Genomic DNA, 25,990 nt, shown 5'->3' on the forward strand with positions numbered 1-25,990 from the left:
AAAATAGACATGGCATCTTAATAGATTACCATATCCCCCAGTTTTAACCGATATATTTCCAAAATACCCCGTATTTAGCTGGTATTTGTTCTACTAGTTGTCTTAATTGCAATTTCTTCATTTCTTTTTCAATCTCTTGAATGGATTTATTATAAACAACAGATAATTCCTTTGATGCAACAAGTTTAAAGCACTCTAAAAAGTTTTCTAGTGGCGGTGGAGCTGCTTTTTCTGGCTGAATCTGAAGCATTTCCTCGATAATTTGTACATATACCTCATATGGATAGTAACCGGTAACTTTAATCCCTTCCTCTTCAATATTCTCATTAAAGAAGACTAATGTTGGTATTTCATTTACTTCCATTTCCCTTGTGATTTTTAAATCACATTGAAAAGCTTTAGCTGCACTATTTGAATGAATATCTGATACAAATTCTATTACATCGATTCCTACACTTTTAGCACAGGACTTAAGAACTTCAAAGGTGGCAATATTTTTTTTCTCTAAAAACAATAGTTCTTGCAATTTTCGCAAGAATTTCATTCCAGATTTCCGTCCCTGCAATTCTGCTGCTTTAAGTGCGATGGAAGGTAAATGTGGAGAAACGATAGGGTTATCAAACCATAAAGAACCATCACATGACATTCCTGAACGACTAGCGGTTTTTTCCCAAAATTCGGCGATATTCGCATGCTTGCTCTTCTTACTACAATTTAAGGAAGATAATCTACCGCTTAATACATGTTTAAGGGAGAAATACCGTCCGTATTCAATCTGTAATTTTTTCATAATAGGCTCAAGCGCCCAGCATTCTGGACAGAGTGGGTCGATAAACATATATATTTCGAGTGGTTTTCTATCTTGGCAATTGTCATCAGCTGTTTTCGGCTTGGATATAGAAATGTCTTTTTCCATCACGTGTTATCACCTTTTTTAGTTTCAATTTCCTCCGAATTAACCATATGTTTCGCTGTCAGCACGAGTCTTGAAAAAATCTCTTCTCGTATTTCCTTATCTAAGTCTACTTCTTCCATGGCTTCATCCATACAAGATAACCATGCTAGGGCAAGCTTTTCTGTTATTGGAAAAGGTAAATGTCTCGCTCTTAGCATTGGATGACCATGTTCATTAGAGTAAAGAGGTGGACCGCCTAAAAATTGTGTGAGAAATTGTTTTTGCTTACGAGCAGTTTCTGTTAAATCTTTTGGGAAGATAGGAGCTAGGTCAGGATGTTGACCAACACGATTGTAGAATGAATCTACAAGTTTATTTAATGTGGCTTCACCAATTTTTTCATAAGGTGTCGACATTTTCTCGACCATATTTAAAACTCCTTTATCGTTCTTTTATAGCAGTACTTTAACTATATTGTAACAATCGATATTTCATTGTACAAATAAATAGCTTGTAAACAGGTCGAGAGGGACATTATGCCGTATAATGCTGCGTTACTTTAGCTACGTAATTCTGTGTTTCCTTAAATGGCGGAATGCCACCGTACTTATCCACATTACCAGGTCCAGCATTGTAGGCTGCTAAAGCAAGTTCGACATTTCCGTTATATTTATCTAACATTTGTTTTAAGTACTTGCTGCCACCCATAATATTGTCTAATGGATTAAAAACATTTTGCACACCTAACGATGTTGCTGTGCTCGGCATTAGCTGCATTAATCCAGATGCTCCGGCATAGCTTGTTGCATTAGGATTAAAATTGGATTCCACTTTGATAACAGAGCTGATTAACTTTTCAGGTAAGTTATATTTTTCTGCTGCTGTTTTAATCATTTCATCGAAATCAGAAGTGGTAGATGCCGATGAAGAAGACAGCTTGGTTAAACTTAATGGCATAAGAGGGCTAGTATTCGCTAAGCCTAATGGTATGGAAGCTGCTCCTAGTGTATTATTTTCAATTGCATTCGTTAATTTTGTCTCAGATGATAACATATTACTCAGAAAATCTTGAAAGAGGGTAGATGCACTACCTGTATTTTGTGAATTTAAACCTTGTAAAGCTTGGAGTTCAAGCATTACCTTAAACTGATCAATTTTCATTGCTTTCCTCCATTTATGAGAAATAAGACTATTTACATCAAGTAACAACACTTCGCAGTGAACAAAATAGAAGCAATAAAGTGGTGAATAAACTTTATTGCTGGTACAACGGTGTAGAATAATCTAGCAAATGTACTAAATTACTTTTGGTTATATTTTTCATCATAAAATCTGCGTACTTTGTTTTTTGTTTTTCTAACGGGAATTTTTAAGGTGGCTAATAGCTCCTGAAAGTAAATTTTTCCTTCTTCCCGATTGCTTACTTCATATTCTAACTCATAATCTTCTTTTTTTAAATAAAAACTATGGTCCAAAACTAGTAAACCATTTCCAATTTTCTTTTCCGCCCTAATTGTTCGTAGGCTTCCAAAATATATAATAGATGTTGGATCGATGTTCATGTTTCTTAACAGACTTGAAATTTGCTCATCACTTATTCTTCCAGTTGAAAAAATATCATCGCTTTCTGTTTTGGAAAGAATTTTATTTGTTTCTAAAAGCCCGTCTGGATGCGGCTGCTTTAATGTTAATTCATATTCTGCCTCTTTTTTACGAATTCGAAGTGCGGAGTGATTAGCTTTTAAAGCAAAATTACTAGTATCAAAGTAATGGTTTTCTTGTTCAAATAAATCTTCCTCGCTCACTTGAAAATGAGTTAGGAGCAGTTCATATTCTTCTTTTGTTAACATATTTTTAAATTCGATTTCAATGTTTTGATTTTTAGACATATATAGATCCTTTCTTAAACCATCTTGTCTATTATTATAATGGTAGAAAGAGAAACAAGCTATGTTCGTGTTTCCTTTATCTCAATCGATGTCTTCCGACGTACAGGATGTGGCGTAATTAGTCGGCCAGTTTGTACACCGCTAACAAGGGCGCTTCCGCTTTTCTATCTGTCTAGCTACAGCGCCTAGCGGTTAGCAAACTTCAGACTACCTCCCTACGATAAGTCAACATCGATTCGCTGCCGCTTATCGTGTTTCCTTTATCTCAGTCGATAGCCTTCCAGTTTGTATACCGCTGACAAGGCGCTTCCGCTTTTCTATCTGTCTAGCTGCAGCGCCTAGCGGTTAGCAAACTTCAGACTACCTCCCTACGATAAGTCAACATCGATTCGCTGCCGCTTATCGTGTTTCCTTTATCTTAGTCGTTAGTCCTCCAGTTTGTACACCGCTGACAAGGTGCTTCCGCTTTTCTATGATAATTCTTGTGGTTGTGGTAAAATATGCATAGTTGGAGGGTGAATGATGAAACAAAAATGGCAAATTAAAGAGACAATTAAAAGGGAAAATGAACTAGTATTTCAACTGCAAGAGGATGTCAATTTAGAAAATGCGAAGGCATGTGGTCAAATACTTGTTGATTCTGATGCTCTTGCGTTTATATATTTACTTGAAAAGGAAAATGAATATGTTTATCTAGAAATTCCGAAAAGCGTATGGAAGGATTGTAAACAGGCATTAGAGTCAAATAGTTCATTTTTTATAAAAGATGAGAAGGGGCATTTATTGCTTGAAAACTTCAAAGAGGAATTAGAGTATTTAATTGAGAATATTCGAGGAAATGGAAATTATGGAGAGGATATGGAAAAAGGAGTTTCATCCGTTTTTCTATAATGATTTGTTAGATTGTATAAAGCAGGTTTATCCACTGTTTAATGGTGTAATTCTGCCTGTTTTTGAAAAAATAGATAATTAATCGACAAATCGTCTATAAAAGAAATACCTCGTCTGAAAAGAACCTTGGAATTGAGGTGTTATATATATGAAACAGTGGGATCAATTTTTGGCGCCCTATAAACAAGCGGTAGATGAGCTAAAGGTTAAACTAAAAGGAATGAGACGTCAATTTGATCATGAAGATGATCATTCTCCGATAGAATTTGTAACAGGGCGTGTAAAACCAATAGCAAGTATATTGGATAAGGCAAATGAAAAGGGGATACCTTTAGATAAACTAGAAACAGAAATGCAAGATATTGCAGGACTTCGAATGATGTGTCCATTTGTTGACGATATTATAAGAGTTGTTGAACTATTAAGACAAAGAAATGATTTTGACATTGTCGAAGAGAGAGATTATATCTTACATAGAAAAGAAAGCGGCTATCGTTCTTACCACGTGGTAATTGTCTATCCAGTACAAACCATAAATGGGGAAAAGAAACTCTTAGTCGAAATTCAAATTCGTACGCTTGCGATGAATTTCTGGGCGACGATTGAACATTCGCTAAATTATAAGTATAAAGGCCAATTTCCCGAAGATATTAAAATGAGATTGCAAGGAGCGGCAGAAGCTGCTTTTCGATTAGATAAAGAAATGTCTTTAATCCGGGGAGAAATTCAAGAAGCACAAGCTTTCTTTAACCGTAAGAAAGAAAATGATAAAAATAAGTAGTTTTTAGTTAGATCGTTTCTAAGCACAAAAAGAAATTCAAAGATATTCTGCATTTCTAAAAACTGAGAAGAGGAGCTACCAAACTTATGAAATTTGCCGTTACCTCAAAGGGTGATTCGAAATCAGAAAACTTAGTCCAAATAATTAAACAATATTTGCTTGATTTTGAATTGGTATATGATGAAGAAGAGCCGGATATTGTAATCTCCGTAGGAGGAGATGGGACACTTCTTTATGCATTTCATCGATACAGCAATCGTTTAGATAAAACTGCCTTTGTTGGGATGCATACTGGTCATTTAGGTTTTTATGCAGACTGGACGCCAGCTGAGTTAGAAAAACTCGTCATTGCGATAGCAAAAACGCCATATAACATTATTGAATATCCCATTTTAGAAGTGATAGTTCGTTATCAAAATGAGGAAAAAGAAACGAGATATTTAGCATTAAATGAATCAACGGTGAAAAGTATGGAAGGAACCTTTGTTATGGACGTAGAAATGAGCGGCAAACATTTCGAACGATTTAGAGGGGATGGTCTTTGTGTATCTACCCCTTCTGGAAGTACTGCTTATAATAAAGCTTTAGGCGGAGCGATTGTGCATCCCTCTATTGAAGCAATACAGTTGGCAGAAATGGCTTCCATAAATAATAGAGTCTTTCGAACGGTTGGCTCCCCATTAATTTTACCGAAACATCATACATGTGTGTTAAAGCCAGTGAATGAACCTAATTTTCAAATCTCTATTGATCATTTGAATCTTTTACATAAAAAAGTACATTCGATTCAATATCGAGTAGCAGAAGAAAAAGTACGGTTTGCAAGGTTTCGACCATTTCCATTTTGGAAACGAGTACATGATTCTTTCATTTCTGAATAAGAAATAGACAGGAGCGATAGCTTGAGCTTTACGTTAAAGTGGGTTATGCAGCAAGATAAAAGTATGACCATTAAGGAATTTTTGAAGACTCAACATATCTCTAAGGCGGCTTTAACAGATATAAAGTTTAAGGGTGGGAAGATTCTTGTTAACGAAAAAGAAGAAAATGTTCGCTACACATTAAAGGAAGGCGATCAATTAGTGGTTTCTTTTCCACCGGAGCTGCCTAGTAGGGGCTTAATTCCAGAACAGATCTCGTTAAACATTGTCTTTGAGGATGAGTATCTCTTAATTGTACAAAAAGAGTCTGGGATGAATACGATACCATCAAGAGAGCATCCTAGTGGTAGTTTAGCTAATGCATTAGTAGGCTACTATCAAAAGCAGGGAATTGAAGCAACAACCCATATTGTCACGAGATTAGATCGGGATACATCTGGATTAGTGCTTATTGCTAAACATCGTCACATTCACCATTTACTTAGTGAACAGCAAAAAGGCGGTGATGTAAAACGAAAATATCTCGCTTTTGCTGAAGGACAAATTTCGCCGTTTACTGCTACCATTAATGAGCCAATTGGCAGATGCTCGGACAGTATTATTAAAAGGGAAGTAAGGAAAGATGGCCAAACAGCCATTACCCATTATCGTGTATTAGCACAGGATAAGCATTTATCCCTTATAGAATTGTCTTTAGAGACAGGAAGAACGCACCAGATTCGTGTTCATCTAGCTTATCAGGGACATCCGCTTTTAGGTGACGATTTATATGGAGGAAAACGAGATTGGATAAATCGGCAAGCCTTACATTGTTTTTTTCTTAAGTTTACGCATCCTGTGACGAAACAATCGATTACTTTTACAGTTGATCTCCCTGATGATATGAAAGGGCTTGAACGGAAAATAAAAAAGAGTGAAGAATCCATTTAAAAGGAAACTTCACTCTTTTTTGTTATTTTCTAAAGTAAATTAAAGATTCTTTGCTGTTTCTGTATCAAATGTGCGAAATTTTTCTTCTACAAGAGGCATACTGGAGGGCACAGATTCAACAGTTAGTTCTGGATATTGAAGTGCTGTTAATTTCCCTCCAAAGACCGCGCCGGTATCTATGTTGTATGTTCGATTCATTTCTCTTACATTGCGCACAGGGGTGTGTCCATATACAACAATCGGTTTTCCTTTATACTTTTTGGCCCAATCTCTTCTTACAGGAGAACCGTCTTCATGAACTTCTCCGGTGATATCGCCATAAAGCACAAAGGTTTTTACTTTATTATGGTACTTTCCAATATAATCTTCACGAATACCTGCATGGGCAATGACTATTTTTTGGTTATCCAAAATATGGTATAATGGTGCATTTTCGTATAACTCTTTAAACATCCTTTTGATTCTTTGTTGTTCTTTTTTATTTAATTGCTCCCATTCACAAACAGTGGTTTCCAAACCATGGGCAATTTTTACCTTCCTTCCTAAGAAAAAACGGTATAGTTTATCACAATGGTTTCCGGGTACATAATAAGCTAACCCTTTCTTTACTAATAAATAAACAGTTTCGATAACCGCTAAGGAAGCAGGACCTCGATCTGTTAAATCACCAACAAAGGCAAGCTTTCTTCCTGCTGGATGCAAGGGATAACCTTGGTCCCAAGTATAGCCTAATTTTTCTGTTAAAAGCGTAAACTCTTCGTAACATCCATGGATATCTCCAATGATATCAAGCTTCATTAAAATCACCCCTTTACCTTTTTACTATACCCAATTGCTATAATGTGCATTTTTGTTAATTGTTTCTCTATTTGGGGAATTATAAAGAGAGTATTTAGTTTATGTATAAATAAAAGACAAATCGTTTATCTTTTGTTACTATAAAAATCATATTATTTTTTTATGAAAGGAGGAAGAACAACGGTGGCAGAGAAAATATTAACAAATGAAGCACAGCATGCTGTAATTCTCCATTCTTTACAAAATGAAAACTTACAAGAATTCCGAAAAAATTTCCTTGATTTACATCCATACGATCAAGCTTCATTTTTTAAGGAAATGGAGATCGAAGAAAGAGCTCAAGTTTTTGAATATTTAGCTCCAAATGAGATTGCAGAGATGTTCGAGAACTTACAAATGGATAATTGGGAATATCAAACGTTATTTGCTAAACTGTTACCTGATTATGTTGCAGAGACATTAGCAAATATGTCCGTTGATGACGCAGTCGATATTTTAAATGTGTTGGATAAAGAGCAAGTAGAAAGCTATTTGGCAATAATGGATCAGCCAACTGCCGCACGAGTTAAAGCACTTATGCATTACGAAGAGTCCACTGCCGGAAGTATTATGACAGTTGACTATATTAGTTTATCTGCAGAACAAACAGTAGAAACCGCTATGGAGATACTGAAAAGAGAGGCTCCTAATGCGGAAACAATCTACTATGTATATGTCGTTAATGAACAAAAGCAGTTGGTAGGTGTCGTATCGTTACGAAGTTTAATTGTTAGTGATAATCAGATGCTCATAAAGGAAATTATGAATGACCGCATTTATTCTGTTTCTGTAAGTGAAGACCAAGAGGAAGTAGCAAGAAAAATGCAAGACTATGATTTTTTGGCGCTGCCTGTGGTTGATTTTCAAAAAAGGTTGCTTGGGATTATTACTATTGATGATATTGTAGACGTCATGCAAGAAGAGGCTTCAGAGGATTATTCTAAATTCGCTGCTGTATCAAACATGGATTTTGTTGATCAGCATCCCTTTTCTGCTGCCAAAAAGAGATTGCCATGGCTGATTATCTTATTATTTCTTGGCATGTTTACTGCAAGCTTAATTGGTCGCTTTGAAAAAACATTAGACCAGGTTGCTATCCTTGCTGTATTTATTCCGCTTATTGCGGGAATGGCTGGAAATACTGGAACACAAGCCTTAGCTGTAGCCGTTCGTGGGATAGCTACTGGGAATATTGGCAAAGAAAGCAGTTGGAAGTTAATAGGAAGAGAAGCGGGGACAGGGCTTATTACCGGAACAATTTGTGGGTTGCTTGTTATGATGGTTGTGTATATATGGAAGAGTGATTTCTTTTTAGGAATGCTGGTGGGAATTTCGATTTTGGGAACCCTGATTGTAGCTACAATAGCTGGGGCGATTATTCCCCTTATTATGCATAAATTTAAAATTGATCCTGCCGTCGCTTCTGGACCGTTTATAACGACAATAAATGATATTATCAGTATTTTGATTTATTTTGGTATGGCAACAATGTTTATGAGTTATTTAACAAATTAGAAAAAAGAGGAGGGATAGCGATGGCACATGGTGCTTCTTTCGCATCACTAGTTATCGTCGTGACGGTAGCTCTATTAACCCCTATTATTTTGCAGCGGCTTAAATTGAATGTCATTCCGGTAGTTGTTGCCGAAATTTTGATGGGATTAATTATAGGAAAAAGCGGTTTTAATCTAGTCGAACAGGATATGTGGCTAGAAACGCTATCAACATTAGGATTTATCTTTTTAATGTTTTTAAGCGGGTTAGAGATAGACTTTTCTGCTTTCTCTAGTAAGAAAAAAAGAGAGACACTACCTAATGGAGAATTGGAGCCAAAATCCTTTAAAACGGCAATTATTATATTTGTAGCAATTCTCGTTCTTTCTATTGGATTAAGCTTCTTGTTTGTACTTGCTGGTTTTGTTGATAGTACTTTCTTAATGACAATAATTATTGCAACTATTTCTTTAGGAGTAGTAGTACCTACTTTAAAAGAAGCAAATATAATGAAATCAGTTATTGGGCAAATTATTTTGCTGGTGGCTGTAATCGCAGATTTAGTCACGATGATTTTGCTCGCTGTTTTTGCTTCTATTCATGAATCAGGGGGAAATACTTGGCTGCTATTAATTCTTTTTGGGGCAGGATTAATTCTTTACTTTGTTGGTAGAAGAATAAAAAACAAAAAATTTATGGATACTCTTTCCCGAGGAACCGTGCAAATTGGTACGAGAGCAGTATTTGCACTAATTATTTTTCTTGTTGCTTTATCCGAATCTGTTGGAGCAGAACATATTTTGGGAGCATTCTTGGCAGGGGTCCTAGTGTCGTTATTATCGCCAAATGAAGAATTGGTTCATCAACTTGATTCTTTTGGCTATGGATTTTTAATTCCTATATTCTTTGTAATGATTGGGGTGGAGATGGATATATGGTCATTATTTACTGATCTTAAACTATTGCTATTTATTCCATTGTTATTAGTAGCATTATTAGTAAGTAAGCTGCTGCCAGTCTATTATTTAAAAAAATGGTATGATACTAAAACGATTGTGGCTTCCGGATTTTTATTAACATCAACCTTATCCCTTGTTATTGCAGCCGCGACAATTGGGGAACGATTGAATATTATTACTACGCAAATGAGTGGGACTTTTATTCTTGTAGCGATTATTTCTTGTATCATTACACCTGTTGTCTTTAAAAAGCTATTCCCTAAAGATGCTGCACGTGAAAAAGTGATAAATGTTTCTATTATTGGGGTAAATCAGGTAACCATGCAGGTTTATCAAGAGTTGAAGTCCACCCTGTATGATGTTACTTTCTATCATAAAAAACAAGAAAAACACGATTTTCAAATTGCTGACTCTTTATTTGAAATCATTGAGTTGGAAAATTATTCGGAAGATATACTGCAACAAACAGATATTTATGGAGCAGATATTGTAGTTGTTTCCACTGGAGATTCTTACTTAAATGCTGAGATGAGTCTCATGATAAAAAGGGCAGGAGTAGACCGAGTTATTTGTCGTGTCGAGAACATGGAGAAAGAAGAAGAGCTGCGCAGAGAAGATATCGAAGTTTTCTCTATGCTTACTTCAACGAAAGCTTTATTAACGGCATTAATTCAATCACCAAATATCTTTGCCCTGCTTGGTAATACGGAAACAGCATTACATGAGATTACATTAAGAAACAAAGAATTTGAAGGGATGTCATTGCGCTCATTCCCATTTACGGGAGACGTTATTTTCGTCCGCATTTTCAGAGGCTCTGATTTTGTCATTCCACATGGCGATACAGAATTACAGCTTAATGATCATCTTCTTGTTACAGGATCACACTCATATGTAACAGAATTAAAACGTCAACTAGAGTTTAATTATAAGTAAGGAAGTAAACCGAGCTTTCTCTTTCTTTTAACAATAGGAAGAGAAAGCTTTTTTAGAGTTTGGTTCCTTATAATGGGGGCGAAAATAGATAAAAGGAAGATGGTTTGTAATGAATAGTTTTTGCTGAAAGAAATAGTAGAGTACTTAATATAGAAGAAAATGATTAAAACGCCTATTACAACAGTGCTTTCTTTTTTTACGTTTTTGTAGTAAAATTAGTACTAGGTACTAATAACTTGTAATAGTATATAGGAGGAATAAGAATGACTTTTTCGTTAAAAGGCAAAACCTATGTAGTGATGGGTGTTGCGAATAAAAGAAGTATTGCATGGGGAATTGCGACTTCCTTGCATAAAGCAGGTGCGCGTTTAATTTTTACTTATGCAGGGGAAAGATTAGAAAAAAGCGTTCGTGACCTTGTTGCAACTTTAGATTCAACAGACAGCATTGTTTTGCCATGTGATGTTACAAATGACCAAGAGATTGCTACTTGTTTTGAAGCAATAAAAAAAGAAGTAGGAACCATTCATGGAATTGCTCATTGTATTGCTTTTGCTCATAAAGAAGAGCTGCAAGGTGATTATATGAATACAACAAGAGACGGATTCTTACTTGCCCATAATATTAGCTCTTATTCTTTAACTGCTGTAGCAAAAGAAGCGAAAGGGTTAATGACAGAAGGTGGAAGCATTGTTACATTAACTTATTTAGGCGGAGAGCGCGCTATTAGAAATTATAATGTAATGGGTGTTGCCAAAGCCTCATTAGATGCTAGTGTTCGTTACTTAGCTGCTGATTTAGGAAAAGAAGGCATTCGAGTTAATTCTATTTCTGCAGGTCCAATTCGTACATTATCAGCAAAAGGAATCAGTGATTTCAATTCCATTCTTAAAGAAATTGAAGAACGTTCTCCACTAAGAAGAACAACTACTCCAGAAGAAGTTGGCGATACAGCATTATTCTTATTCAGTGATTTAGCAAGAGGGATAACAGGAGAAAACATTCATGTTGACTCAGGTTTCCATATTGTTGGTTAATTTCATTCAAGACAGCCGATCAATAGATCGACTGTCTTTTTTTGCTCTTTCCTTTGCCCCAATTCCACTCCCTTGTACTAGTTTTCTTTTTCATTATTTAAAGTTACATATTAGGCGAATCATGCATACATTAGGATGAATCCTATAAAATTTGTATTCTCTGTTTTAGGAGGTGATTATAGATGTATAGTGAGAATAATAAGCCTTATCTTTCTCAGTCAGGCACAAAAACGATGCAAGGCAATATGCAAGTGAGCTATTCAGCAAAAATTTCTAAACAGAAGCAATACAAAGAGCTGATGGAAAAAAAGCAGAAGGAAGAAGCGCTCCAAGAAATAAAAGCGAAAAAAGATGCTGCGAAAGAAGGAGCAGAAAAACTAGATACTACAAATGTTCAGGAACAAATTCAAAGCTATCAAGAACAGCAAGTGGAAAAAACACCAAGAAAACCAGCTTTTAAACGATTAAAAAGCTTTAAAGAAATGGGAATTGTCGAGAAATTAGAGTACTTACTTCATTTTCCGAAACAGTTACCACCAGTCCCATGTTTGGTTGTAACTGAGCAGGAGACTGTTCGTGGATTTGTTGTTGATTTAAATGCAGATAAAGTCGATATAAAATTAATGGATCAGACAATCGTTACTTTAAATATTGCAACGATCGATGAGATTAAAATGATTGGTATTTAAACAATCTTTTCCCGTTTTAATAGAGAGTTATTTCAAATTGGAATATTTGGCGTCATAAATATAATAGCAGTTATATTTACTATATTACTCGCTAGAATGTAAATGGCACCATTTTTCCATTTGGAATAACTTTTTTTCATCGGATACTATCGTACAAGCATAAAAAGTATTAGGAAGGATTGAAGGATACAATATTCAACAAATTCGTGAACATATAGGAATCAAACTCGTCTAATAACATGCTTGCTTCTTCTTATGCATAAAATATAAGGCGGAGAGAAAGGAGCGATAAATAAAACGGAGGCGTCTTAAAGACGACCTCCGAGTGTATAGCATATACAAAGTTAGTAATTCTTAGTCACAAACATTTAAGTCAACGTCAGCGATACATTGAACAGCACAGAAGCAGCTTAAGTCAACAGTTATACAGCTTGAAGTACGTTGGAATCCTTCTAATTCACAAATTTTGCTTAAGTCGATTCCTTTGTGTCCAACGATATCTAGAGTTTCTCCATCTTTACCAATAGGAGCAAGAACTCTTAATACTGCACAGCAGTTATCAAAAACATCCTCAACTCTGAAAAAGATGGAAACACAGTTGCAGTCATGACCTGTAAAGAATGCATGGAATGGAGAGCCATCTGCACTGCTTAATACGAATACACGTGTATCTGCTTTTTTACGTTTTGATGGAGATACAAGAGATCCTAAAGGCTCTGAGAAACAGTTAGTTTCACATTCGCAATTGTCTTCAGCATTATCCTGGATATCTTTAATGGCACGAACCACTTCGCAAACACAGCTGGATGTACCGTGAATATCTTCTTTTTTTCCACAACCCATAATTGTTTTCCTCCTTGTTTGTTTCTTTCTTTATGTTTCTTACATTACTAACATATTGCCGAAGAGCCTTATGGGTTACGGACAAACGCCTTTTTTCTTAAAATTTGGGCATATGACCATTCGTTTAGAATATTTTGGTCTATCGGAGAGGAGAATGGAGATGGATATCCATTGGATGGAGTTTTTTTTACTCATTTTGGCAAGCTTTCGTGTAACAAGATTAATTGTGTTTGATCAGATTACTGAATTTTTCCGGAAAATATTTTTAGAAGAAGTAGAGGAACAAAATAAGGACGGGCAAACAGAAATTTATATTGTCCCTAAGTCAGGTAAAATTCGTGGATTTATTGGCGAATTAATTAGTTGCTATTGGTGTACCGGAGTATGGGTAGCAATCTTTCTTACCATTTTATATTATTTCTTCCCAGTCATTTGTGAACCTGTTGTACTTATTTTTGCGATCGCTGGAGGAGCGTCTTTGTTAGAAGCTATTTTACAACGAGTGTTTGTTGAATAGTTAATAGTTACTAACTGCTGGGCTAGTTGTTTACACATACATTTTTTCCTGACATACAATGGGATAAGAACATTAAAAATTAATGTTTTTATACATGCATAGATCATCATTATTGGAGGGATTGGAGTTGCTAGGAAAAAAAGTACCTAAAGTGACTGAGCCAGTAAAGTCGCAACCAGCTAAAGCAAAGAGAAAAAAATCTGGATGTAACTGTGGAAAAAAATTAGCGAAATAACAAAAAATACCCGACTTTGTGCGGGTATTTTTTATGACGTAAACCCAGTTTGTAAAAATTGGATTTCTTTTGTTGTGAAAACATCTAATAATTATAGCCTAAATCGTAAAAAATAAAGATACATTAATTCATCTTTACATAGGAAGGGAAGAATATGACAAATAGAAGGCGTGCATCTTATCTATTGATTTTTAGCATATGTGTATTCTTGGCTGGTTGTGCAAAGGAAACACCGAATAGCCGATGGTCAATGCTTAAAAGAATTAATCCAGCACCAATTGCTCTTTATACTGAGACTGATGAGAACCAAGAGAAAATAGTAGAAGGAATAAAAGAAGAAACAAATACCATTTCGTCCATTTATGATGTTGCGGTAATTAAGGGGAAGAAAGATACATTAGTTGCATATAAGGTAAAGCAAATGGCCAGGTTTAAAATGAAGAGTATTGAAAAGGAATTAACGAAGAAGCTTGAAGCAAAATATCCAGATGAAAGATTCACTGTCTCTAGTGATTTTAAGATATTCTTAGAGACCATCCGCTTATGGGATAAAATCCAGGAGCCGGACTATAGTAAAGAAAAAGCAGATAAGCGTTTGAAAGAGATTATTCAATTGAATAATGAATTAACGTAAGGAGGGAAAAAGGTGGCGGATAGTAAGAAAAAAAACAAGACACCAGAGCAGCAGCAATATGAAAAATTCGAGCAAAAATTTGAAACGAAACGACCTGTTCTTAAGAACTGCATTAAAGCATTTTTTGTAGGTGGATTTATTTGTATGATTGGTCAATTTATTTCTTACTTCTATATATATTTCTTTCATTTTACAGAACAAACATCGGGAAATCCAACTTCTGCTACCATTATATTTCTTTCGATGCTGTTGACTGGATTTGGAGTTTATGACCGGTTAGGCCAGTTTGCTGGTGCTGGGAGCGCAGTACCAGTATCAGGATTTGGTAATAGCATTATTTCTGCCGCAATTGAACATCGCACAGAGGGATTTGTGCTAGGAGTCGGAGGAAATATTTTCAAGCTAGCTGGTTCGGTTATATTGTTCGGTGTTTTTTCTGCTTTTGTAGTTGCTCTTATAAAAACACTATTTATTATGATGACGGGGGGATTCTAATGCTTCAGGGAAAACAGTCCTGGGTATTTCAAAATCATCCAGTAATAAAATCTACCGGAGTTTCAGGCGGTCCTTTTGAAGCAAATGGAAGATTAGCTGCTGATTTTGACGTATTACATGATGATTTATGGATGGGAAAAACCTCGTATGAACAGGCTCATCGCATTTTATTGGAAGAAGCAGCACAAACAGCCATGAAAAAAGGAGAACTCAGGCTAGAAGATATCCAGTTCTTTTTAGCAGGTGATTTAATCAACCAAATTACACCTTCTAGTTTTGCTGCTAGAGATTTACAAATCCCTTATTTCGGGTTATTTGGTGCTTGCTCCACGTCTATGGAGGGCTTAGCACTTGCTTCCTTTATGGTGAATTATCAAGGAGCTAATAATGTATTAACAGGTGCTTCTAGTCATAACGCAGCAGTCGAAAAACAGTTCCGCTACCCAACAGAATATGGTGGTCAAAAGCCGCCGACTGCTCAATGGACCGTCACAGGTGCCGGTGTTGCTTTAGTTACGAAGAATCAGTCAGAAGAGCAACTTCCCTACACAACCTCTGCAACAATAGGGAAAGTGGTAGATATGGGATTAGCAGATCCTTTTAATATGGGCGGGGCAATGGCTCCAGCTGCTGCAGATACAATCTTTGCCCATTTTCAAGATTTACATTTAGATCCTTCTCACTATGATTTAATTGTAACAGGCGATTTGGGGAAAATTGGTAGAGAAACGGCAATAGGACTTTTAAGGGAAAAAGGTTTAACAATTGATGAAAATAAAATGAAAGACTGCGGATTGTTAATATACACAAATGAGCAGCCTGTGCAATCTGGAGGCAGTGGTGCAGGTTGTTCCGCAACAGTAATGTACGGGCATTTATTAAATGAAATGAAAAAAGGTATGTATAAAAGAATTCTCTGTGTCGCCACTGGTGCGCTTCTCTCACCGCTTACCGTTCAACAAGGGGAAACAATACCCTGTATCGCTCATGCTGTATCAATTGAAATTTAAGCAATATTTTTTCTATACAAAATGCTTATGTATAAGAAAGAAGGAGGAATCTATATGCTCCCAATGTTCTTTTGGGCCTTTGTGATTGGTGGCATAATTTGTGTCATTGGTCAGCTTATGTTTGATGTTGCAAGGCTCACGCCTGCACATACATTAACAACATTAGTTGTAGTCGGTGCAGTTTTAGATGGATTTGGACTATACGAGCCATTTGCTGATTTTGCAGGAGCAGGTGCGACAATACCAATTACAAGCTTTGGGAATGCTTTAGTACATGGGGCGATGCAAGAAGCTGAAAAGCATGGCATTATCGGTGTATTAACAGGTATGTTTGAAGTGACAAGCTCTGGGATATCTGCGGCAATCGTATTTGGCTTTATAGGAGCACTATTGTTTAAACCTAAAGGATAAAGCATCATATGTTTTAAAAGAAAAACGTTGTTTAAACCGGGAAATAAATGATTATCTCTGTGACAATCGTACATTCTATTTGTTAATAGTAGCTTGCCTACACATAAACTTCAATTCTCCATATTCTGTTAAGGAGTACAAGGAGAAGCGAGGTGAAGTAGGAATGTGTTATGGCGGATATGGCTATGGCGGCGGCGGTTATAGCGGCGGAGGATATGGTATCTCTTCTTTTGCATTAATCGTTGTTTTATTTATCCTTTTAGTAATCGTAGGAGCTAGCTTCTACAACTAATTCAGGTTAGTCAATGGGAAAAGGAGTTCTCTTGCAAAGAGAGCTCCTTTCTGTTTGTTCTTTGGATTTTCCATATTTATTTAAGCGCTTTGTTCATTTTTTTGTTTTCTTTTTCTTGAGTTTTCACCTTTTTTTCTTTCCTTCATAGAATGTAAAGTAGCTCATCGAAGGAGGAAACACAGGTATGAACAATAATTTCTTTAAAAACATTGAGTCTAAAACTGGCGTTAATATGAAAGATATTTTAGAACTAGCGAATTCCTTACAAAATGCAAATTTTAAAGATGAAAAAACAGTAAGAAGTGTCATTCGCAGAGTATCACAAATTGCTGGAAAATCTGTTCCAAAGCAAACGGAAGATAAGATTGTTGAATCAATTGTTAAAGATGGTAAACAGCTTGATTTTAATACATTATCTAAAATGATTAACAAAAAGTAAAATCGAAAAAAGGGTAGCTGCGCGAATTAACGACATAGTTACCCTGTTTTTTTCCTGTAAAATGATTCTTGTAAAGAATGTATCTGTGTAAGGTTTGAATTACTGATTTTTTATTATGACCGTTCCTTTTCAGCTGCTTTAATAGCAACCATTGACAAGGGTGATAAAAAGCGCGAAGTTTTTGCTTTTTTTCCTCTTAAATACATAGGAACCGATAAATATAGTTCTTGTTGTGCCCTTGTCATGGCAACGTAGAGAAGGCGGCGTTCTTCTTCTATCGGCATGAAGTTGTTATTGCGGAATGATTCTAGTGCAAAGTCATGGGGAATGGAACCATCAACCGTACCAACAATATAGACTGTTTTATATTCTAAACCTTTTGCGCGATGAATGGTGCTTAATGTGATTACATTTTCTTCGTTTTTATATTGCTTTCGTAATTCTTCATTCATAGCAGTCATATGGTCTGTATATTGAACAAATTCTTTAATCGATTGGAATTTACGTGCCACCACTTTTAAATCGCGAATATCATCAGAGCCTTTATCCCATTGATTTCCTTCGTTTCCCCGTTTTTTTATAAATTCCTGAAAGCCTAATTCCTTTTCAATATAATTAATAGCATCCAGAGGAGAATAACGAATTAATCGTTTTACTATTTCAGGAATCTTTTTCAATCTGCTTTCTTGAAATGCGAAGCCTGTTTTAATAAAAACTAGACAATCTAAAAAGCTGCAATCTTCTAATATGCTTATTGCTTTAATATCCTGTAATACCGTTTTTTTTAAGAATAGGGTTGGGAGAATATCGGCAACCGCTTGCTGGTTATCTGGATCATGAATGAGCTTTAAATAGGCCATCATACTTTTCACAATAAATCTTTGATAGAAAGAACCTGTATCTTGTTCTAAACGAAATGGTAGACTGGAAGAAGCCAGTCGCTCAAACATGGCACGGCTATTTGTATTAGTTCGAAAGAGAATTGCAAAATCCTTCGGTTCATAGCCTGTCTTTATTTTCTCCTGAATATCGGTCAAAATCATCGTAGCTTCTTCTTCCTCATCATAAGGATAAAAGGCAATGGGGGTTTGGCCTGAATAGCCAGTTATCATTTTTTTTGCTCGTCTCTTCGTATTTTTACTGATTGTAGACTTAGCGATGGATACAATTTCTTGAGAAGAGCGGTAATTGTAATCAAGAATAATCGTTTTAGCATTCGGATAATCTTTTTCAAAATCTAAAAGGTATTTTGGATCACTACCACGAAAAGAATAGATAGATTGATCATCATCTCCTACTGCATAGACAGAATGAGCTGACCTTGCCATTAGCTTCATCCATTCGTACTGAACTTTATTGATGTCTTGAAATTCATCTAATAAGAAATGAGTAAAACGCTTTTGATAAGTTGCTAAAATAGCTGGATTTTCAAGAAAGAAATGATAGCCTCCAAGAAGCATATCATCAAAGTCATACAAATTTCGCTGTTGTTTTTTTGTTTCATAGCCACTATATAGTTGGGCAACCTTCTTTTCCCAGTCATTATCAGGCTCTATTTCATGAGGAAAAAGCATACTATTTTTCCATGCACCGATTAATTGAAGAGCTGCATCGAAAGGGAAGTCTTTTTCATCTAATTGCTTTTCACGGGCAATTTCCTTTAACAAAAGCTCTCGCTGCCAATTACTGCTTAATAATTTATTTCGCTGCCATTTCTCCCGTTCATGAAAGATTAAAATTTGGTAAAGAATACTATGAAAAGTTCCAGAAACAATTTTTTGCACAATCCCTTTATTCATCATTGGATAGTGTAAGAGTCTTTCCTTCATTTCATTTGCTGCTTTATTGGTGAAGGTAACGAGCATGATGGTTGACGGATCTACCTTTTTCTCTTGGATGAGATAAGCTGCTCTCATTGTTAACACTCGGGTTTTGCCACTACCGGCACCTGCAAGGACTAGAATGGGTCCATCATCTATTGCGACAGCCTCACTCTGTGTAATATCAAGAGAATAGCAGTTTTGTTTCAGTGTATTTAAATAAGATTCTTGTGGAAAAGTAACTGTTTGACTAGCAGCGACATCAGATGTATGGGTAATCGCCTTTATAGACATAGGCGGTCTAAAAGGAGTAATTTCTGTATTGTCTTTGGAAATATTTCTACTCTTAGGAATCCGGAACCCATTTTTTTCTTCGTAATCGATATCAGCTGCAGCAGCTTGTTCCTGTTCAATAGTAGATGATTCTGTCATACAGGGCTGTTTAGCTGAATAGTGATAAAAATAGGGAGTATTTTTTAATCCTAAATAAAGCTTTACTGCTTCTCCGCATACAGAACATGCGAGAAATCCATTTTTGCCAGCTTCATAAATTTTCTGTAATTCTTGTCTGTCAATGGTATTTAATGAAATAAGTCTATCATAATAAAAAGCTGTTAACATAGGAAACCTCGAATCTATTAATAAATCTGGAGCCGTACATAAGTTTGAAATAATATCTATCATATCAAAAAGAGATGATTGTTTAAAGAGTAGAAAAGGGGTTTACTTTTTGGAAAAGAAGGGAAAAGGATAAATAATAAACTAGAAGGGACAGATTCTGATGGGATATATCTTGCCAATTACTCATTATCAAGCAGAGCAGTACGCGGTTAGAGACATTATAAGCAAAACAAAGAATTATAAGAAAGAAGAAATTTATCCAGCGGCTAAAATCGTTAATTCTTCTACCTACCTACAGATAAAGTATCCTTCTCAGACATCTTACCAGAAGAAACAAAGGCATGAAGAAGTAGTACCCAATGAGAAGTTAATTGCACAACTAACTGGAAAGGGTACTTATTTTCATGCGCAAATCTAAAGTGTTTTAATTCAATTAGTAGCTTTGCACATATAAAGGCGATCCTTCCTGCCATTCGGCATAGAGGATATCTTTTGGAGATTGAACATCTCGTTTTTTTAATTCTTGCATTAATTGCTCTTCATTCCAACCGATACGAGGTAAGTTTTCTTTGATGATTTCTCCATCAAGAATGACACTTATCGGAAGGGAAGTGGCTTCTAACGATAAATTCATATCCTTTTTTGTTGGATTCACGAATGCTGATTTCTTGAGCACACTGATCGTGCCATCTGTTTCTAAAATGGCATAGGCGCATTCTGCTATTGAAAAAACATCTTTAGCACGAAGTAAATGTTGTAATTGATTTATATCTAAATGATTTTTTTTTAATTCCTTAAAATCAATCTTGCCTTTATTTATAATAATAGACGGTTTTCCTTCTAAAAGTTGTCTGGTTTTCCGAAACTTTTGCGTGATGAATTCTGTTATGTAAATTAATCCTCCCCAAATAAGAATGGAGTACATTATTTCTTTTATTCCTGTCTCTGTATCATACATAGCATTTCCGACAAGCTCGCCTAGTACTAAGACAGAAACAAAGTCAAAGGTAGTAATCTGCGTGATCTGTGTCTTTCCTAACACCTTTGTTAAAAGCAACAATAAAAAATAGCCAATAATAAGCTCGCTAAATATATGAGTGAATTCCAATTCAACTCACCCCCTTCTTCCATCTATTGTAGGCAAATGGAAGAAAATTAAACCGTTGTTTTTCGCTAATCGCGAAAAATAAAAAGGACTGCTCCATGACGGATAATCACAAGCTTTAAAGACAAGCTATGCTTTTCCATCCATTGGGCAGTCCCAAAATCTATAAATGCTTAATCATGGTTTTATGTGGAATACCAGCATCTAGGAATTCTTCCGAGATGACTTCATATCCAAGTTTGCTATAAAAAGGAATGGCCTGTGTTTGGGCATTCAGTTTTAAGGCAGGAGCCCCATTATTTGAGGCATATTCCTCAATTTTATTCATAACTGCTTTTCCAGCTCCACCTTTTCGATTAGTGGAGAGGATGCAGATTCTTTCTACCTTTCCGTATTCATCAAATGTTCGGTAACGTCCAGCACCAATAGGCTTATTGTCGTCATCATAGAGAACAAAATGAACGCTATCCTCTTCATATGCATCTATTTCTTCTTCCATTGGTACTTTCTGCTCCTGAACAAAAACAGTTTGACGAACATAAAAGGCATCTTTTAACTCTTTATCAGTTTTAACAATAACTACTTCCACTTTCCACTATTCCTTTCCTAAACGGAATGTTTCATAGACGGTCCAAGAACCATTTTCCAATTCATATAGCAAATGGAAACGATCCGCTGTTTCTTCAAAATGATAGTTTTGCATGCGTAAATTACTATATAAGTCTAAATGCTCATCACTCGATAAATCCTGCCCAAGTGTAATATGTGGCACAAACGGATGCTCTAGACTAACACCCAATGTACTGATTAATTCTTGGTGAAGATGTTCTAAGTCTGTACTTGGTTCAATCTTTAAATAAACAACATTGCTTACGGGTTTAAAAGAGCTGACCTTTGTTACTTTAATAGGAATAGAATGATAATGACTTGCAATCGTTGCTAGTTTTTTACTTACTTCTTCAATTTCCTCGTTACTAGCTTCAAAATCACCGATTAACGTGATATGTGGTGGTATCAAAGCATATTTCGGGTCATATCTTTTGCGAAGTGAATTAGCTAAATCCTGCAAATCCTTACCAGGGAAAATAGCAATACCGTATTTCATTCGACGAACCTCCATTTCAAAATAAAAGAGTGTACAAAGATATAGAAGATAGACTATCTATTATTACGATTTCAATGTTCTATATGTAAGATATTATAACAAAATTAGTTATTTATGTTCAAAGATTTCAGAAAAAATCTAATGGTTAACGAGGTACTCACTGTTAGGAAACAAAGACAGTCAATTGAGTGCTCTCTTTTAAGAAGGAAACATTTTAATGAGCATTTTCGCAATATAAGGCTGCCAATATTTCCATGTATGATCCCCATTAAATTCTTCATATGAATAATCAGCATTTGTTGTTTGCAAAACTTGAGATAACTCTCGATTAGGGGTCAGGAAATCCTCGGTTGTGTTGATGGTTGTTTTTACAGATGTTTCACCTATACCGATAATATGATCTATTTCTAGTAAATGAAAAGAATCGAATTTATCAACTGCATCAAAAACACCTTCATTTACTAAGGGAGATTGCAACATAATCTTTCCAAAAGTATGCGGATATTTTAAAGCGGTCATGAATGATACAGTTGCACCTAACGAGTCGCCAATGAGTCCACGTCCCATTCCCATTTGGAAGGTGGGATATTGATCATCTAAATAGGGAACAAGTTCATGTGCTAAGAAGCGAATATATGCTTTATTCTGAGCGCCATCAGGATGATATTTCCTGCGACGATCTTGGACAGAGGAATAGGGGATTCCAACAATAATCGTATCCGCAATTTGATGATTGCCATGTAATTCATCAGCTACTCTGCCGATTCGGCCAAATTGGTAATAATCTTTCCCATCTTGTGCAATGAGTAAATGATATTTATAAAGAGGAGAAAATGCTGGTGGGAGATAGATTAATAAAGTCACTTCTTCTCCTAATTCTTTACTAAAGATAGTTTCCTCTTTTATTGTCCCTTTTGTTGTCATAGTTATCCTTCCTTTATTACAGCTGATTTTACAATTAGTTTATCAATAAAAGCACATTATGAATAGTATAAAGCTAAAACGATAGGAATTTTCCTATGTTGGGATTTCTATATATTGTGTACTTTTTGTGAAATTAACACAATATATAGTGAAATGATGATTTGTTCAATTATAATGGATAAGGATTCATTTAGAATGGAGTGAGTTAAATGAGTAATGAGGTTCAACTATTAAATCAATTTGCAGAAATAATGAACAGCAATAATCAGGACTTTATTCAAGAAAATGCAAATGTAGACGGAATGTCACCGATGAGTCATATGATGCAATTTGCTGCAACAGCTTCTAAATACTATACAATGGAACATTTATTATCAGAAAAGGTAAAACAATCACATCAAGAAGGATATATCCATATTCACGATCTAGACTTTTATTCTTCTGGTACTACAACATGCTGTCAAATCCCATTGGCCCAAATCTTAAAGGATGGCTTTAACACTGGTCATGGATATATGAGAGAACCAAAATCAATTATGAGTGCAATGGCTCTTACTTCTATTATTTTGCAAGCTAATCAAAATCAGCAGCATGGTGGACAATCCATCCCAATGTTAGACTATGATCTTGCGCCATATATACAAAAAACATATAGAAAGAATAAAAAACGGTTAAAGGAGGTAATTCAAGAAAAGGCGGAACTAGAGAAAAAGGCCTGGGAATGGACAGAAAGAGAAACCTATCAAGCATGTGAGGCATTTATACATAATTGCAACAGTATGCACTCCCGCGGCGGTGGTCAGACGCCATTTGTTTCCGTAAATTTAGGAACGGATCAATCAGTAGAAGGAAGAATGCTGACAAAGAATTTATTATTGGCAACACAAGCAGGACTTGGGGCAGGAGAAACGCCAATTTTTCCAATTATCGTTTTTAAAGTAAAAGACGGAATTAATTATCAAAAGAATGATCCTAATTATGATTTATTCCGCTTAGCGATAGAGACGACAAGTAAACGATTATTTCCCAATTTTGTTTTTATAGATGCCCCATTTAATTTAGCCTATTATAACGGCACTCCTCAATCGGAAGTCGCCACAATGGGGTGTCGGACTAGAGTGATGGGGAATATCCACGGAAGTGAACAAACAATAGGAAGAGGGAATTTATCCTTCACAAGTATTAATCTTCCTTTATTGGCTTTAGAGTCAACGACGATAGAATCATTTTTTCATAAACTGGATGAAACGATCGACTTAGTTGTTGATCAACTCCTTGAAAGGTTTCATTATCAAGGAAAGAAAAAAGTAGCGAATTTCAAGTTTTTATACGGACAAGGTGTTTGGCAGGGCGGAGAAGAATTGAATGTGGATGATCAACTAGAAGAACTTCTGAAACAAGGTACACTATCAATTGGCTTTGTTGGTTTAGCGGAATGCCTGGTATCCTTGCTTGGTGTCCACCATGGACAAAGTGAAAAGGCCTATGAAATTGGTTTACAGATTGTTCAATTTATGCGCCAAAAGGCAGACGAAGCCTTGGAAAAATATCAGCTTAACTTCTCTCTTCTTGCTACTCCAGCAGAATCATTCGCTGGAAAAGCATTAAGAGCTGCTCGAAAGAAATTTGGGATTATAAAAGGGGTGACAGATAGAGAATACTTTACGAATAGTTTTCATATTCCCGTTTATTTTCCCATTTCTATTCATGAAAAAATTCAGCGCGAAGCACCGTTTCATGCGTTAACAAATGCGGGACATATTACGTATGTAGAATTGGACGGAGATGCCAGTAAGAATGTAGAAGCCATAGAAATAATCGTACGGACGATGAAAGAGGCAGGGATTGGATACGGAAGCATTAATCATCCCGTGGATCGTTGCATGACTTGTGGACATAAAGGAATAATCGATAATGAATGCCCAAATTGTGGGGAGAAAGATGAGAACCAGATTGAAAGGATTCGGAGAATAACCGGTTATCTTGTTGGATCACTTAATCGGTGGAATAATGCAAAACGTGCTGAAGAACGGGAAAGGGTCAAACATCGATGAGAGTGTTATCGATTGTGGAAGATAGCATTGTAGATGGTCCAGGATTGCGAACTACTATCTTTTTTGCAGGGTGTACGCATTATTGTAGAGGATGCCATAATCCAGAAAGTTGGAAAATAAATGGCGGAACAGAAATGTCAATAGACGAAATAATGAGGAAAGTAAAGCAAAACCCTTTAAACGATATTACCTTTAGTGGCGGCGAGCCAATGCTACAAATAACTGAGCTTAAACAATTAGCTAAGGAATGTAAACAATTAAATAAAAATATTTGGTGTTATACTGGATATCTTTGGGAAGAATTGAGAGCAACCCAATCTGATGAATTTGCTGAACTAAGTATGTATGTAGATGTTTTAGTAGATGGTCGATTTGTGCTAGAACAAAAAGATTTAAGTTTATTATTTAAAGGAAGTAGCAATCAACGAATTATTGACTGTCAAAAAAGTCTAAAAGAGGATAAAGTTTGTTTATTTAATGAATGTAAGAGAGAGGAAAGAGACCGGGAGATAAGTATTTTAAACTAAATATAAAACCGAACAATTATACGTAAATGGTAATGGGAAATCGTATAATTGTTCGGTTTTTTTTACAGACCATCCGCTTAATTATTTCCTAACAACTTTCTATTATGTTAAACGAGGTTTTTTTGTAAATTCTGCATTATGATCTTCTTTTTTAAAGAATGTTTTTCTGATATAGGGTAATACCCATCGATCTAATCCGAAGTACCCAGCATTTGCTCCAGCAAACATAATAATCATGCCCATTAAGATATCAGTTGGGTTATGAGAGATGGTGCCTGCAAGTAAGAAACAGAAATTCATAATGACACCAAAGAATGCTGCTGCTGTAGTTAAACAACCTAAAATTAACCCAAGACCAACTAATACCTCTCCAATTGGGACGAGCACATTAAATAGTCCAACATTTGGTAAAGCAAATCCTTCGACAAAACTTGTATACCATCCATAAACCGCGGTTCCGTCTGGTCCTGTAACTGGATTAGTAACGGCATTTGTTAAAAAACCAGAAGCATCAAATCCTCCACCAGTTAATTTACCAAATCCGGAAGTAAACCAAGAATAACCTAGCACCAAACGTATAATGGTTAAAAGTCCAGCTGCGACTTTATTTTCTCTAAAAAAGCTCATAAACATAAGAATCATCCCTTCTTTTTTGTTTCTATTATTTACAAGTTAAATATATCAAATACTCCTAAGAAAAAAACAATATTGTGATTTAATTCACAATATCTACAAAAGA

Annotated in this window: 30 protein-coding genes; 18 read left to right on the top strand and 12 right to left on the bottom strand. The window is 35.7% G+C overall.

The window, feature by feature from the left end; all coding sequences use genetic code 11:
• Positions 1-43: 43 nt before the first annotated feature.
• From C2I06_RS00690 to C2I06_RS00705, 4 genes are all read right to left on the bottom strand, one after another.
• Complete coding sequence (locus C2I06_RS00690; RefSeq protein ID WP_095330004.1) at positions 44-916, bottom strand: ClpXP adapter SpxH family protein; 873 nt, start codon at positions 914-916, stop codon at positions 44-46.
• The gene (locus C2I06_RS00695) at positions 916-1,323 is read right to left on the bottom strand and encodes a globin domain-containing protein (RefSeq protein ID WP_095330003.1); all 408 of its coding nucleotides are present in this window, start codon (positions 1,321-1,323) and stop codon (positions 916-918) included. Before C2I06_RS00695 ends, C2I06_RS00690 begins: the two co-directional genes overlap by 1 nt.
• Positions 1,324-1,429: 106 nt before the next feature.
• Positions 1,430-2,056 carry a lytic transglycosylase domain-containing protein gene (locus C2I06_RS00700; protein WP_123257251.1) on the bottom strand — a complete coding sequence of 209 codons (627 nt, stop codon included), beginning with the start codon at positions 2,054-2,056 and terminating at the stop codon, positions 1,430-1,432.
• A gap of 140 nt (positions 2,057-2,196) precedes the next feature.
• Positions 2,197-2,784 carry a CYTH domain-containing protein gene (locus tag C2I06_RS00705; protein ID WP_123257252.1) on the bottom strand — a complete coding sequence of 196 codons (588 nt, stop codon included), beginning with the start codon at positions 2,782-2,784 and terminating at the stop codon, positions 2,197-2,199.
• 522 nt (positions 2,785-3,306) lie between these two features.
• Between C2I06_RS00705 and C2I06_RS00710 the strand changes: the two genes are divergently transcribed.
• From C2I06_RS00710 to C2I06_RS00725, 4 genes are all read left to right on the top strand, one after another.
• Positions 3,307-3,675, top strand: coding sequence for a UPF0738 family protein (locus tag C2I06_RS00710; RefSeq protein WP_123257253.1), 369 nt, complete (start codon positions 3,307-3,309; stop codon positions 3,673-3,675).
• Positions 3,676-3,823: 148 nt separating this feature from the next.
• The gene (yjbM, locus tag C2I06_RS00715; RefSeq protein ID WP_095329999.1) at positions 3,824-4,456 is read left to right on the top strand and encodes a GTP diphosphokinase; all 633 of its coding nucleotides are present in this window, start codon (positions 3,824-3,826) and stop codon (positions 4,454-4,456) included.
• A gap of 86 nt (positions 4,457-4,542) precedes the next feature.
• Positions 4,543-5,337 (top strand): NAD kinase, encoded by a 795-nt coding sequence (locus C2I06_RS00720; RefSeq protein WP_095329998.1) that lies wholly within the window; start codon positions 4,543-4,545, stop codon positions 5,335-5,337.
• Positions 5,338-5,382: 45 nt separating this feature from the next.
• On the top strand, positions 5,383-6,267 hold the full coding sequence (locus C2I06_RS00725) for an RluA family pseudouridine synthase (protein WP_123259088.1): 885 nt from the start codon (positions 5,383-5,385) through the stop codon (positions 6,265-6,267).
• 39 nt (positions 6,268-6,306) lie between these two features.
• On the opposite strand, the gene prpE is transcribed toward C2I06_RS00725, so the two are convergent.
• The gene (gene prpE, locus C2I06_RS00730) at positions 6,307-7,065 is read right to left on the bottom strand and encodes a bis(5'-nucleosyl)-tetraphosphatase PrpE (protein ID WP_095329997.1); all 759 of its coding nucleotides are present in this window, start codon (positions 7,063-7,065) and stop codon (positions 6,307-6,309) included.
• 162 nt (positions 7,066-7,227) lie between these two features.
• Between prpE and mgtE the strand changes: the two genes are divergently transcribed.
• The 4 genes from mgtE to C2I06_RS00750 all read left to right on the top strand — a co-directional run bounded on the left by mgtE (position 7,228) and on the right by C2I06_RS00750 (position 12,219).
• Positions 7,228-8,619, top strand: coding sequence for a magnesium transporter (gene mgtE / locus C2I06_RS00735; RefSeq protein WP_123257254.1), 1,392 nt, complete (start codon positions 7,228-7,230; stop codon positions 8,617-8,619).
• Positions 8,620-8,639: 20 nt separating this feature from the next.
• Entirely contained in the window at positions 8,640-10,493 is a 1,854-nt protein-coding gene (locus C2I06_RS00740; protein WP_123257255.1) for a monovalent cation:proton antiporter family protein, read from the top strand.
• Positions 10,494-10,756: 263 nt separating this feature from the next.
• Positions 10,757-11,530 carry an enoyl-ACP reductase FabI gene (fabI, locus tag C2I06_RS00745; protein ID WP_016204335.1) on the top strand — a complete coding sequence of 258 codons (774 nt, stop codon included), beginning with the start codon at positions 10,757-10,759 and terminating at the stop codon, positions 11,528-11,530.
• 182 nt (positions 11,531-11,712) lie between these two features.
• Complete coding sequence (locus tag C2I06_RS00750; RefSeq protein ID WP_095329993.1) at positions 11,713-12,219, top strand: CotO family spore coat protein; 507 nt, start codon at positions 11,713-11,715, stop codon at positions 12,217-12,219.
• A 354-nt stretch (positions 12,220-12,573) separates the two neighbouring features.
• Here the strand turns inward: C2I06_RS00750 and C2I06_RS00755 are convergent, their stop codons facing one another.
• Positions 12,574-13,062, bottom strand: a complete 489-nt coding sequence (locus C2I06_RS00755) for a CotY/CotZ family spore coat protein (protein ID WP_095329992.1) — start codon at positions 13,060-13,062, stop codon at positions 12,574-12,576.
• A gap of 160 nt (positions 13,063-13,222) precedes the next feature.
• Here C2I06_RS00755 and C2I06_RS00760 point away from each other — a divergent pair, with 160 nt between their 5' ends.
• From C2I06_RS00760 to spoVIF, 7 genes are all read left to right on the top strand, one after another.
• Positions 13,223-13,579 carry a DUF1360 domain-containing protein gene (locus C2I06_RS00760; protein WP_123257256.1) on the top strand — a complete coding sequence of 119 codons (357 nt, stop codon included), beginning with the start codon at positions 13,223-13,225 and terminating at the stop codon, positions 13,577-13,579.
• Between the two features lie 389 nt (positions 13,580-13,968).
• Positions 13,969-14,448, top strand: coding sequence for a sporulation protein (locus tag C2I06_RS00765; protein WP_123257257.1), 480 nt, complete (start codon positions 13,969-13,971; stop codon positions 14,446-14,448).
• 12 nt (positions 14,449-14,460) lie between these two features.
• Positions 14,461-14,943, top strand: a complete 483-nt coding sequence (gene spoVAC, locus C2I06_RS00770) for a stage V sporulation protein AC (RefSeq protein WP_123257258.1) — start codon at positions 14,461-14,463, stop codon at positions 14,941-14,943.
• Positions 14,943-15,953 (top strand): stage V sporulation protein AD, encoded by a 1,011-nt coding sequence (gene spoVAD, locus C2I06_RS00775; protein ID WP_123257259.1) that lies wholly within the window; start codon positions 14,943-14,945, stop codon positions 15,951-15,953. The genes spoVAC and spoVAD overlap by 1 nt, the downstream gene beginning before the upstream one ends.
• A gap of 54 nt (positions 15,954-16,007) precedes the next feature.
• Positions 16,008-16,364 (top strand): stage V sporulation protein AE, encoded by a 357-nt coding sequence (gene spoVAE, locus C2I06_RS00780; protein WP_123257260.1) that lies wholly within the window; start codon positions 16,008-16,010, stop codon positions 16,362-16,364.
• A 163-nt stretch (positions 16,365-16,527) separates the two neighbouring features.
• Positions 16,528-16,656: a YjcZ family sporulation protein gene (locus tag C2I06_RS00785; protein ID WP_095329986.1), complete on the top strand. Its 129-nt coding sequence runs from the start codon at positions 16,528-16,530 to the stop codon at positions 16,654-16,656.
• Between the two features lie 184 nt (positions 16,657-16,840).
• Positions 16,841-17,095, top strand: coding sequence for a sporulation-specific transcription regulator SpoVIF (gene spoVIF, locus C2I06_RS00790; protein ID WP_031536798.1), 255 nt, complete (start codon positions 16,841-16,843; stop codon positions 17,093-17,095).
• 113 nt (positions 17,096-17,208) lie between these two features.
• Here spoVIF and C2I06_RS00795 read toward each other — a convergent pair whose 3' ends face one another.
• A complete protein-coding gene (locus tag C2I06_RS00795; RefSeq protein WP_123257261.1) occupies positions 17,209-19,536 on the bottom strand; it encodes a UvrD-helicase domain-containing protein in 2,328 nt (775 codons plus the stop codon).
• A gap of 160 nt (positions 19,537-19,696) precedes the next feature.
• On the opposite strand from C2I06_RS00795, the gene C2I06_RS00800 reads away from it, so the two are divergent.
• Positions 19,697-19,954, top strand: coding sequence for a hypothetical protein (locus C2I06_RS00800; protein ID WP_123257262.1), 258 nt, complete (start codon positions 19,697-19,699; stop codon positions 19,952-19,954).
• Positions 19,955-19,969: 15 nt separating this feature from the next.
• On the opposite strand, the gene C2I06_RS00805 is transcribed toward C2I06_RS00800, so the two are convergent.
• The 4 genes from C2I06_RS00805 to C2I06_RS00820 all read right to left on the bottom strand — a co-directional run bounded on the left by C2I06_RS00805 (position 19,970) and on the right by C2I06_RS00820 (position 22,670).
• On the bottom strand, positions 19,970-20,644 hold the full coding sequence (locus C2I06_RS00805) for a DUF421 domain-containing protein (RefSeq protein WP_123257263.1): 675 nt from the start codon (positions 20,642-20,644) through the stop codon (positions 19,970-19,972).
• A 160-nt stretch (positions 20,645-20,804) separates the two neighbouring features.
• On the bottom strand, positions 20,805-21,230 hold the full coding sequence (locus C2I06_RS00810; RefSeq protein WP_123257264.1) for a GNAT family N-acetyltransferase: 426 nt from the start codon (positions 21,228-21,230) through the stop codon (positions 20,805-20,807).
• Positions 21,231-21,236: 6 nt separating this feature from the next.
• Positions 21,237-21,746, bottom strand: coding sequence for a 2'-5' RNA ligase family protein (locus C2I06_RS00815; protein ID WP_095329980.1), 510 nt, complete (start codon positions 21,744-21,746; stop codon positions 21,237-21,239).
• 198 nt (positions 21,747-21,944) lie between these two features.
• Positions 21,945-22,670: an alpha/beta hydrolase gene (locus tag C2I06_RS00820; RefSeq protein ID WP_123257265.1), complete on the bottom strand. Its 726-nt coding sequence runs from the start codon at positions 22,668-22,670 to the stop codon at positions 21,945-21,947.
• A 209-nt stretch (positions 22,671-22,879) separates the two neighbouring features.
• On the opposite strand from C2I06_RS00820, the gene C2I06_RS00825 reads away from it, so the two are divergent.
• Entirely contained in the window at positions 22,880-24,724 is a 1,845-nt protein-coding gene (locus tag C2I06_RS00825) for an anaerobic ribonucleoside triphosphate reductase (RefSeq protein ID WP_123257266.1), read from the top strand.
• On the top strand, positions 24,721-25,251 hold the full coding sequence (gene nrdG, locus C2I06_RS00830; protein WP_095329977.1) for an anaerobic ribonucleoside-triphosphate reductase activating protein: 531 nt from the start codon (positions 24,721-24,723) through the stop codon (positions 25,249-25,251). The genes C2I06_RS00825 and nrdG overlap by 4 nt, the downstream gene beginning before the upstream one ends.
• A gap of 102 nt (positions 25,252-25,353) precedes the next feature.
• Here nrdG and C2I06_RS00835 read toward each other — a convergent pair whose 3' ends face one another.
• Positions 25,354-25,884, bottom strand: a complete 531-nt coding sequence (locus tag C2I06_RS00835) for a DoxX family protein (RefSeq protein WP_095329976.1) — start codon at positions 25,882-25,884, stop codon at positions 25,354-25,356.
• Positions 25,885-25,990 lie beyond the last annotated feature (106 nt).

Source organism: Niallia circulans, from assembly GCF_003726095.1.
Classification (GTDB): Bacteria; Bacillota; Bacilli; order Bacillales; family Cytobacillaceae; genus Niallia; species Niallia circulans_A.

Coding starts and splice junctions, on each gene's coding strand:
- C2I06_RS00690 (WP_095330004.1), bottom strand. CDS start 916: ATGGAAAAAGACATTTCTATATCCAAGCCGAAAACAGCTGATGACAAT.
- C2I06_RS00695 (WP_095330003.1), bottom strand. CDS start 1,323: ATGGTCGAGAAAATGTCGACACCTTATGAAAAAATTGGTGAAGCCACA.
- C2I06_RS00700 (WP_123257251.1), bottom strand. CDS start 2,056: ATGAAAATTGATCAGTTTAAGGTAATGCTTGAACTCCAAGCTTTACAA.
- C2I06_RS00705 (WP_123257252.1), bottom strand. CDS start 2,784: ATGTCTAAAAATCAAAACATTGAAATCGAATTTAAAAATATGTTAACA.
- C2I06_RS00710 (WP_123257253.1), top strand. CDS start 3,307: ATGAAACAAAAATGGCAAATTAAAGAGACAATTAAAAGGGAAAATGAA.
- yjbM (WP_095329999.1), top strand. CDS start 3,824: ATGAAACAGTGGGATCAATTTTTGGCGCCCTATAAACAAGCGGTAGAT.
- C2I06_RS00720 (WP_095329998.1), top strand. CDS start 4,543: ATGAAATTTGCCGTTACCTCAAAGGGTGATTCGAAATCAGAAAACTTA.
- C2I06_RS00725 (WP_123259088.1), top strand. CDS start 5,383: ATGCAGCAAGATAAAAGTATGACCATTAAGGAATTTTTGAAGACTCAA.
- prpE (WP_095329997.1), bottom strand. CDS start 7,065: ATGAAGCTTGATATCATTGGAGATATCCATGGATGTTACGAAGAGTTT.
- mgtE (WP_123257254.1), top strand. CDS start 7,228: ATGAAAGGAGGAAGAACAACGGTGGCAGAGAAAATATTAACAAATGAA.
- C2I06_RS00740 (WP_123257255.1), top strand. CDS start 8,640: ATGGCACATGGTGCTTCTTTCGCATCACTAGTTATCGTCGTGACGGTA.
- fabI (WP_016204335.1), top strand. CDS start 10,757: ATGACTTTTTCGTTAAAAGGCAAAACCTATGTAGTGATGGGTGTTGCG.
- C2I06_RS00750 (WP_095329993.1), top strand. CDS start 11,713: ATGTATAGTGAGAATAATAAGCCTTATCTTTCTCAGTCAGGCACAAAA.
- C2I06_RS00755 (WP_095329992.1), bottom strand. CDS start 13,062: ATGGGTTGTGGAAAAAAAGAAGATATTCACGGTACATCCAGCTGTGTT.
- C2I06_RS00760 (WP_123257256.1), top strand. CDS start 13,223: ATGGATATCCATTGGATGGAGTTTTTTTTACTCATTTTGGCAAGCTTT.
- C2I06_RS00765 (WP_123257257.1), top strand. CDS start 13,969: ATGACAAATAGAAGGCGTGCATCTTATCTATTGATTTTTAGCATATGT.
- spoVAD (WP_123257259.1), top strand. CDS start 14,943: ATGCTTCAGGGAAAACAGTCCTGGGTATTTCAAAATCATCCAGTAATA.
- spoVAE (WP_123257260.1), top strand. CDS start 16,008: ATGCTCCCAATGTTCTTTTGGGCCTTTGTGATTGGTGGCATAATTTGT.
- C2I06_RS00785 (WP_095329986.1), top strand. CDS start 16,528: ATGTGTTATGGCGGATATGGCTATGGCGGCGGCGGTTATAGCGGCGGA.
- spoVIF (WP_031536798.1), top strand. CDS start 16,841: ATGAACAATAATTTCTTTAAAAACATTGAGTCTAAAACTGGCGTTAAT.
- C2I06_RS00795 (WP_123257261.1), bottom strand. CDS start 19,536: ATGTTAACAGCTTTTTATTATGATAGACTTATTTCATTAAATACCATT.
- C2I06_RS00800 (WP_123257262.1), top strand. CDS start 19,697: ATGGGATATATCTTGCCAATTACTCATTATCAAGCAGAGCAGTACGCG.
- C2I06_RS00815 (WP_095329980.1), bottom strand. CDS start 21,746: ATGAAATACGGTATTGCTATTTTCCCTGGTAAGGATTTGCAGGATTTA.
- C2I06_RS00820 (WP_123257265.1), bottom strand. CDS start 22,670: ATGACAACAAAAGGGACAATAAAAGAGGAAACTATCTTTAGTAAAGAA.
- C2I06_RS00825 (WP_123257266.1), top strand. CDS start 22,880: ATGAGTAATGAGGTTCAACTATTAAATCAATTTGCAGAAATAATGAAC.
- nrdG (WP_095329977.1), top strand. CDS start 24,721: ATGAGAGTGTTATCGATTGTGGAAGATAGCATTGTAGATGGTCCAGGA.
- C2I06_RS00835 (WP_095329976.1), bottom strand. CDS start 25,884: ATGTTTATGAGCTTTTTTAGAGAAAATAAAGTCGCAGCTGGACTTTTA.